Raw genomic sequence first — 8603 nt, forward strand, 5'->3', positions numbered from 1 at the left:
ATGAAAAGTAGATTAGATCTTCTGAAGCGAGAGCTTCTGCTAAGTAGGTTAAAGAGTGGCAGAGACGCCTCGTTTGGGCATGTTGTCGACTCAATTGGACATGCTGATAGGAGTGGTCCACTACCACTATCGCAGGCACAGCAGAGAATGTGGTTCCTTAGTCAGTTCGAAGGTGCGGGGAGTGCCTACGTCATCGCGGGAGCATTAAAGTTTGACGGTCTTTTGGATGATCGGGCGCTACGCACTTCACTGAACAGGGTGGTGGCTCGACACGAGAGTCTTCGAACAATTTTTAAAAATATCGATGGAGTCTTGCAGCAATTTATTTGTCCCGCAACAGATTTTCCATTGGAATATATTGATTTATCTGAATTGGCATCAGATGCTAAGGACATGATGGTGGCTCAGCTGGTAGACGAAGGTGTTCGACGTAACTTCGACTTGGGGCGCGGGCCACTCTTCCGTGGGCAGTTATTGCGGCTTGCTGAGCGCGAATGGTATTTGATTGTGATGATGCACCACATCATTTCAGACGGACGGTCGATGGAGGTGCTGATTCATGAGGTGACGACGCTCTATAACGCATATCGCCAAGGTGTTCCCGATCCCTTGGCGCCGCTTTCGATTCAGTACGCAGACTATGTCGCGTGGCAATGTGCTTCAATCCAAGAACGCTGGCAGACGGATCAATTGGAGTATTGGCGTGAGAAGCTAACTGACGCACCTGCGCTACTTGGATTGCCTACGGATAAAACGCGACCATTGACACAAAGCTTTGTCGGTGCTCGGGAAAAAATTAACTTAGATCCGGTGCTCACTCGGCGTATTCGGGCGTTTGCGAAGCAATATGGTGTCACGTTATATATGGTCCTTTACACGGGTTGGGCCATTCTTTTGTCTAAATTAAGCGGCCAGAATGATATTGTGATCGGCACGGCGATTGCAAACAGGCGCCGTGGTGAAGTCGAGAATCTGATCGGACTGTTTGTAAACACTTTGGCATTGCGCGCTCGTTTAGATGGTAATCCGAGCGTGCGCGAGTTGCTTAGCAGAGTTAAACGCATGACTCTGGAAGCCTACAGTCACCAAGATGTTCCCTTTAACCTCGTGGTTCAGGCGCTTCAACCCCATCGTAGTTTAAGTCATGCACCTTTGATTCAAACTATGCTGGTATTGCAGAAAGCGCCCGGAGAGCCTCTGTCCTTGCCAGGTTTGACCGTCACACAGCAGTTCGTCGATCGAAAAACCTCGCAATTCGACCTGACGCTTTGGTTGACGGAAGGAGTGGATGAAATTGCCGGGGAACTGGAGTATGCGAGTGATCTTTTCGAGCGTGAAACAATCAATCGCTGGAGCAATTATTTCAGGGAAATTTTGAAAAGTATGGTGGTGGATTCTTCGCAGCGCGTCAGCGAACTAAGGTGTATGAGTTTCGATGAATTAGACCGCATACTCAAAGAATTTAACGCTGCTCCGGCTATAGGACGGTCGGACAAAACGATTCACGAGTTGTTCGAGGCGCAGGTGGAGCGCAGCCCGGATAGCGTGGCGGTGGTGTTTGAGGGCGAGCAACTGACCTACGGGGAGCTCAACGAGCGGGCAAACCGGCTGGGGCACTACCTGCACGGGCGCGGGGTTGGGGCGGACAGTCTGGTAGGTATTTGCGTGGAGCGCAGCCTGGAGATGGTGGTGGGGTTGCTGGGGATCTTGAAGGCGGGCGGTGCGTATGTACCGCTGGATCCGGCTTATCCGCGGGAGCGGTTGGAGTTCATGCTGGGTGATGCGAGGCCGGTGCTGGTGCTCACGCAAAGTGAGTTGCTGGGGGCGTTGCCGATGCAGGGTGTGCCGACATTCTGTCTGGACAGTCAGTGGTCGGAGCTTGGGCAGATGCCGCAGCAGAACCTGGCCAACGTCACGCACCCCGAGCACCTGGCGTACGTCATCTACACCTCGGGATCTACAGGCAGACCCAAGGGAGTGGGGATTAGCCACCACAATTTCTGTCGACTGCTCGCGGCGACCGAGGGCTTTGGCTTCGGGCCAGAGGATGTCTGGTGCCTATTCCACTCATTTGCGTTTGATTTTTCCGTTTGGGAGATGTGGGGCGCGCTGCTGCACGGTGGTAGGTTGGTCGTGGTTCCATTCATCGTATCGAGAAGTCCGGAACAGTTCCTGCGGCTTCTGCAGCGCGAACGGGTCACCGTGTTGAATCAAACGCCGTCGGCATTTCACGCTCTGCTGGAAGCAGATCTGGGGGGCGGTGCTACAAACGAGTTGCAGCTTCGACGGGTGATTTTTGGCGGTGAGGCGATCGACAAACTCTCGCTGGGAGATTGGCTGCAGAAGCGGCGTGGGGTCGAGCTGACCAATATGTATGGGATCACGGAGACTACCGTCCATGTGACTTGGATGCATCTAAAAGAACGCACGAGCTTCGGATCATCGGTGGGGCGGCCCATTAACGATCTGAGCGTATACATCCTTGACGGTGAACTGAACCCGGTACCGATAGGAGTGGCCGGGGAGTTGTACATAGCAGGCGCTGGTCTGGCGCGCGGGTATCTGAACCGGCCCGGGCTGACGGCGGAGCGGTTTGTGCCCAATCCGTACGGTGCGCGAGGTTCGCGCATGTATCGCACCGGAGACCTTGCACGTTATTTACCGGACGGCAACATCGACTACCTGGGACGAATCGACCAGCAGGTCAAGATTCGAGGGTTTCGTATTGAGTTGGGTGAGATCGAGGCGGCGCTCAGCGGGTTTGAGGGCGTGCAAGAGGCGGTGGTGCTTGCCCGTGAAGACGAACCTGGAGAGAAGCGGCTGGTGGCGTACGTAGTGGGTGCGCAGGAGGGCGAAGAGCTTGAGGTATCGAGGCTGCGGGCACATCTGCAAAGGAGCGTACCGGAGTACATGGTACCGGCGCATTTCGTGCTGTTGCAGGAGATGCCGCTGACACCGAACGGGAAGGTGGACCGCAGGAAACTGCCGGCGCCGGAGACGAGTCGGGGAGAGCAGGGATACGTCGCACCGAGGACACAGACGGAAGAGGTGATAGCGCAGGTATGGGCAGAGGTGCTCAAACTTGACCGCGTAGGAATCCACGACAACTTCTTCGAGTTGGGTGGACATTCACTGCTGGCAGCGCAAGTGATCTCGCGAATTGAAGAGGTCTTGTCTATCAACTTTTCTTTGGTTCATATCTTTAGTCAACCGACTGTATCAGCCTTGTCGTCATATGTCGCCAATCTTAAAGATCGTCAACTAGATAAAGCCATTGAAGAAGAAAAAGTATTTGCGGAAATTGTTGCTCTTATCGAGATAAAGGCTGGGGAAAATAGCACCCAACTGCGAGTCGACGATGGGAAAGGGGAAAACATTGCAGCCTACTGACCTTCTGCGCTTTCTTGCGGGACGCAATGTTTCCGTCTGGGCTGACGGGGAGAAGCTCTGTTATTCCTCTGGCCTGGATACTCCTGGCGCAGATATTGTTTCTGTTCTCAAGTCACAGAAAGCAATTCTGCTTCAAGTTCTGCGTGGCGCTGGAGTAGCAACTGCACACGCAGCGCGGCGGCATCTTCCCTTGTGTTGTTCGTTTGCGCAGGAGCGGCTATGGTTCCTGGACCAGCTTGATGGTCGCAGTGCGAACTACAACATCCCGGTGGCATTGCGGCTCGAGGGAAGGCTACAGGTTCGGTTGCTGGCGAGCGTGCTGCAGGAGGTGGTGGAACGTCATGAGTCGCTGCGTACAACATTCGAGACGATTGAGGGATTGCCAAGGCAACTGATCCGGCAGCACATGGATGTACCGCTGGAGGTTGAGGATTTGAGCGACCTGCCGCCCTCGCAGCGGGAGGTGCGGGCACGAGAGTTTGCACAGCAAGAGGCACAGCAGCCATTCGATCTGAGCGAAGGACCATTGATCCGGGCCCGGGTAATCCGGTTGGATGAACAGGACCATCTGCTGTTGCTTACGATGCACCACATTGTCTCCGATGGGTGGTCGATGGGGGTGCTGGTTCGCGAAGTGGCGGCGCTGTACGCGGCATATGTGAACGGTCAGGCATCGCCGCTGCCGCCGCTGGCGATCCAGTATGCGGATTTTGCGCACTGGCAACGCCAGTGGCTTAGTGGAGAGGTGCTGGAGCGGCAGCTCGGTTACTGGAAGCAGCAGTTGCAGGAGGCGCCGACGCTGCTGAGTTTGCCAACGGACAGGCCGAGGCCGGTGGTGCAAAGCCACCGTGGAGCGACACTGGAGTTTGTGCTGGATGCGCCGCTGACGGCAGGGCTGCAGGAGTTGGGGCGGCAGACGCAGGCGACGTTGTTCATGGTGCTGACTGCGGTGTTCAACGTACTGCTGGAGCGTTATTCGGGGCAGGCGGACATCTGCATAGGTACGCCGATCGCAAACCGCAACCGGACTGAGATCGAGAACCTCATTGGTTTCTTCGTCAACACGCTGGTGCTTAGGACGCGGGTGTCGGGGGATGAGACGTTTGCGGGCTTGCTCGGGCAGGTGCGCAAGACGGCCCTGGAGGCGTATGCGAATCAGGATGTGCCGTTCGAGCAGTTGGTGGAGGTTCTCAAGCCGCAGCGGCATATGAGCCATTCGCCGCTGTTCCAGGTGATGCTGGTGTTGCAGAACGCCCCGATGGGCGAGCTGGAGTTGCCGCAGTTGAATCTGCAGCCGATGTCCTCGGACAGTGCGACGGCCAAGTTTGACTTGACGCTGAGCTTCACGGAGTCGCAGGGGCAGTTGTACGGTGCGCTGGAATACAACACGGATCTGTTCGATGTACAGACGATCGAGCGGATGGTTGGGCATCTGCGACGGCTGATGCAGGAGGTGGTGGCGGATCCGCGCAAGAGGCTGGGTGACCTTCAGATGCTGGACGATCAGGAGCGTCATCAAGTGCTGGTGGAGTGGAACGACACGCGGGTGACGTATGACCGGGAGCAGACGATTCACGAGTTGTTCGAGGCGCAGGTGGAGCGCAGCCCGGATAGCGTGGCGGTGGTGTTTGAGGGCGAGCAACTGACCTACGGGGAGCTCAACGAGCGGGCAAACCGGCTGGGGCACTACCTGCGCGGGCGCGGGGTTGGGGCGGACAGTCTGGTAGGTATTTGCGTGGAGCGCAGCCTGGAGATGGTGGTGGGGTTGCTGGGGATCTTGAAGGCGGGCGGTGCGTATGTACCGCTGGATCCGGCTTATCCGCGGGAGCGGTTGGAGTTCATGCTGGGTGATGCGAGGCCGGTGCTGGTGCTCACGCAAAGTGAGTTGCTGGGGGCGTTGCCGATGCAGGGTGTGCCGACATTCTGTCTGGACAGTCAGTGGTCGGAGCTTGGGCAGATGCCGCAGCAGAACCTGGCCAACGTCACGCACCCCGAGCACCTGGCGTACGTCATCTACACCTCGGGATCTACAGGCAAGCCTAAGGGAGTGGGGATCCGACACAAGGCTGCGGCAGTGTTTCTTGGATGGGCTGGACAAACATTTAGTTATGAAGCCCTTGCGGGAGTGCTTGCTTCTACATCGATCTGTTTCGATCTGTCGGTCTTTGAACTGTTTGCGCCCTTGTCCAAGGGTGGTAAATGTCTATTGGTAAAAGACATCCTGGAGGTTGTGCAGAGCGACTTCATCGGCTCTGCAGTAAGGTTGATCAATACAGTCCCGTCGGCTATCGCTGCTGTTTCTCGACTTGGATGGCGAGAGACAGATTTGCAGGTAATAAATCTCGCAGGGGAACCACTAAGCCAGGAACTGACAGCTCATCTGAAAAGGGCTTTCCCGACCACCCAGATCTTCAACCTCTACGGACCAACAGAGGACACCACTTACTCAAGCTATCGGCAAGTCGACTGTTCTAGCGGAGTGAATATCGGTAGGCCGCTGGCGAACACACAGATCTACATCCTTGATGGTGAACTGAACCCGGTACCGATAGGAGTGGCCGGGGAGTTGTACATAGCAGGTGATGGTCTGGCGCGCGGGTATCTGAACCGGCCCGGGCTGACGGCGGAGCGGTTTGTGCCCAATCCGTACGGTGCGCGAGGTTCGCGCATGTATCGCACCGGAGACCTTGCACGCTATTTACCGGACGGCAACATCGACTACCTGGGACGAATCGACCAGCAGGTCAAGATTCGAGGGTTTCGTATTGAGTTGGGTGAGATCGAGGCGGCGCTCAGCGGGTTTGAGGGCGTGCAAGAGGCGGTGGTGCTTGCCCGTGAAGACGAACCTGGAGAGAAGCGGCTGGTGGCGTACGTAGTGGGTGCGCAGGAGGGCGAAGAGCTTGAGGTATCGAGGCTGCGAGCACATCTGCAAAGGAGCGTACCGGAGTACATGGTACCGGCGCATTTCGTGCTGTTGCAGGAGATGCCGCTGACACCGAACGGGAAGGTGGACCGCAGGAGGCTGCCGGCGCCGGAGATGAGCCGAGGGGAGCAGGGATACGTCGCACCGAGGACACAGACGGAAGAGGTGATAGCGCAGGTATGGGCAGAGGTGCTCAAACTTGACCGCGTAGGAATCCACGACAACTTCTTCGAGTTGGGCGGACATTCGCTGCTGGCGCTTACCGTCAGTGAGACTATAGGGATGCAACTTGGTATTTCGGTCAAAATACAGCAACTTTTCCGATCGCCTCGTCTGGAAGATTTTGCTATTGATTTGGATAATTCAGTAAAAGTGAAAAGTATTGTTTGGAATTGGGGGGTGCCGAATATTGAGCGGAGAAATATTGTAACTATTTTTCTTATTCATGGGGCTGGCGGCGAAATCGGCTATTTTAATGATCTTGCGACCACGCTTCGGCAGCAATATCGTGTTTTTGGTATTCAGTCGCCTGCAGCTGTAGGCAAATGCGATATGCCTAAATCACTCAAAGATCTAGCGGAGTACTATAGGCTCGAAGTTTTGAAACAAATGCCAGGGCCATATCTTCTTGTCGGCTGGTCTATGGGGGGAGTCATTGCACTCGAAATGGCTAAGAAAAATAATCAATTATTGCAAGGAGTCGTTCTTGTGGATACTCATCGTCCGAAGAAGGTCTCTATCTGGCAGGAATTAGATTTTGAAAGGCAAGCTAACGAAGTGATCAAGGGGCGAATCTCTAGATCAGGCGGCAATCAAAATTGGGATGTCTCCCCGGAGATATCGGTGCAAGAATCCAATTTGATTGGGCAGGTAAGTACTCGATTGGCTGACAGAATTAAAGGCGACGTAAGGCTGGCGGCGACATTTGCACCAGGAAAAATTTCTTGCCCTGTCTATCTTTGTGAAGCTGAAGAGGGTCGAGCATTTGCAGACCGGAGCGGTCTACTCGAAGTGAGCGATCAGTTCAAAGCGGTCAAGCGTATCGGAGGAAACCATTTTACGATCCTTAACAAAGAAAATGCAAGCGACATTGCGCAATTTATTTCGTCGATTCTAACGAATCGGAGTTTTCATTGAGGATTTTAGAGCGCTAGTTGCGATTTTCAATCGGAGAAAGTGATATGGTTGGTGCAGCTTACGAAGCAGCGTCAAAAAGCTCTAGCGCCCATAAGGGTATGTTGGACTGGGTCGCGTTAGAGAAGATCTCTGGCTCTAACGATCGCCTGGCGATAGAGGTAATTGTTAACTCCCTTGTTGAGCTTGGGATGAATAGTGAATTAGCTGGTGCCAATTCGTTGGCCGATTGTGTCAGCCAATTGAAAATTCGACCGGCCTATCGAAAACTGGTTTCCAGATGGATTCAGACGGCGTGTGCACTGGGTTGCTTTAGTGATGCCCGAATGGAATCCGAGATTCAAAAAAAATCGATTTCGGACGGAAGAGTTCCGGAGATTGTGCGTATCTGTACTGACGTCGTTCTTGGTCGGCGACATATTTTGGAATTTATCTTCGGCTCAGCTCGACCAGATTGGTTTAAGGCTTATACGCCTGACGATTATGATGCGGACCCTGTTTCTAAATACTTGCACGAAATCACTAAATCAATTGTCTCGACTCGGGTGGCTGGGGCTGATGGTGGTAAAACGCTTCGTATACTTGAGGTGGGTGCTGGAATGGGAGGATTGAGTGCGCACATTTTTCCATTGTTTGAGCGATTTGGAAAGTATGAGTATGTTTACACGGACATCAGTAAAGCACTTCTTCGTCAAGCGGCGCAGCGATTTTCTGGTGTAGAGAATATTTGTTATCTGGATTACGACATAAACAAGAACCCGCGAGAATGTGGCATAGTTGGGCGGTTTGATCTTATTCTAGCCTTTGATGTACTGCATTGTGCAAAGAACTTGCAGGCAACACTCGTCCATCTTGCGGATTTGCTCAACGAGGACGGTTGGTTCGTAAACGAACAATTGATCGAGAATCGCGATAGTCATATGCTGATTCCGGGGTTGATGCCAGGATTTACAGATTTTGAAGATGAGCGCCTTGACACGTTCAGGACGCTTATATCTGAATCTAAATGGAAGGAGAAGTTGAGTATCGCTGGTCTAGCTTGTACGAGCTCGTTCCCAGAGGATGCGCGATGCAAAGAAATTCTAGGGCACGCTGTTATTGTGGCAAGCCGATTTTAAATATTGCTTGATGATTTTGATGCGATGCAGCCGATCTT

Annotated in this window: 3 protein-coding genes; all 3 read left to right on the forward strand. The window is 53.9% G+C overall.

Going from position 1 to position 8603, the window contains the following annotated elements:
- From VXM69_RS25295 to VXM69_RS25305, 3 genes are read left to right on the forward strand one after another with little or no spacing between them, the layout of a single operon-like run.
- The gene (locus tag VXM69_RS25295; RefSeq protein WP_367189404.1) at positions 1 to 3390 is read left to right on the forward strand and encodes an amino acid adenylation domain-containing protein; all 3390 of its coding nucleotides are present in this window, start codon (positions 1 to 3) and stop codon (positions 3388 to 3390) included.
- Positions 3359 to 7450 (forward strand): amino acid adenylation domain-containing protein, encoded by a 4092-nt coding sequence (locus VXM69_RS25300; RefSeq protein WP_367189405.1) that lies wholly within the window; start codon positions 3359 to 3361, stop codon positions 7448 to 7450. The genes VXM69_RS25295 and VXM69_RS25300 overlap by 32 nt, the downstream gene beginning before the upstream one ends.
- A 44-nt stretch (positions 7451 to 7494) precedes the next feature.
- Positions 7495 to 8565 carry a class I SAM-dependent methyltransferase gene (locus VXM69_RS25305; protein WP_321968471.1) on the forward strand — a complete coding sequence of 357 codons (1071 nt, stop codon included), beginning with the start codon at positions 7495 to 7497 and terminating at the stop codon, positions 8563 to 8565.
- The last annotated feature ends 38 nt before the right edge of the window (positions 8566 to 8603 follow it).

This window comes from Burkholderia sp. Ed8, assembly GCF_040761425.1.
GTDB lineage: Bacteria > Pseudomonadota > Gammaproteobacteria > Burkholderiales > Burkholderiaceae > Burkholderia > Burkholderia seminalis.